General features: G+C 68.6%; 1 protein-coding gene. It reads right to left on the bottom strand.

Annotation, left to right across the window (positions count from 1 at the left end; translation table 11 throughout):
- Positions 1 to 62: 62 nt before the first annotated feature.
- The coding region (locus J7643_20005) for a trypsin-like peptidase domain-containing protein (protein ID MBO9542875.1) at positions 63 to 614 on the bottom strand (552 nt) is incomplete at its 5' end.

Below are 614 nucleotides of genomic sequence, written 5' to 3'. Positions count from 1 at the left end.
AGCTCGGCGCGGCGCCCAAGAGCCAGCTCAAGGGCTGGATCGAGAGCGTTCTCTAGTCGGGCTCACATCCGGCGCTTGGCCTCGTCGAGGACCTCGCGCACGGCGTTCGCCGGGATGGCGAAGCCGATGCCGACGTTGCCTTCGTTGGGGCTGATCAGCGCCGAATTGATGCCGATGATCTGACCGCGCGCGTCGATCAGCGGGCCGCCTGAATTGCCCGGGTTGATCGGCGCGTCGGTCTGGATGAAGCGCGGCGTATTGGGTCCGAGCCCGCGGTCGGTCGCGCTGACGATGCCGGCGGTGACCGTCTGTCCGAGCCCGAACGGGTTGCCGATGGCGACGACCAGATCGCCGACCGACAGCTTGTCGGAGTCCCCGAACGGCAGCGCCGGCAAGTCGCGCGCGTTGACCCGCAGGATGGCGATGTCGAGCGCCGGCGCGGCGGCGACGAGCTGCGCCTGGAAGCTGCGCTTGTCGCGCAAGGCGACGTCGACCCGGGTGGCCTTCTCGATCACGTGGTAATTGGTGATCACGAGCCCGCGCTCGCGGTCGACGATCACCCCCGATCCGGCCGACATCGTTGGCTGCAGCGCTCGGTCGGAAATCCCGAACTG

This window comes from bacterium, assembly GCA_017744355.1.
GTDB lineage: Bacteria > Cyanobacteriota > Sericytochromatia > S15B-MN24 > UBA4093 > JAGIBK01.
The sequence above is the reverse complement of the archived record's forward strand: the minus strand, read 5'-3'. Positions and strand labels throughout refer to the sequence as shown.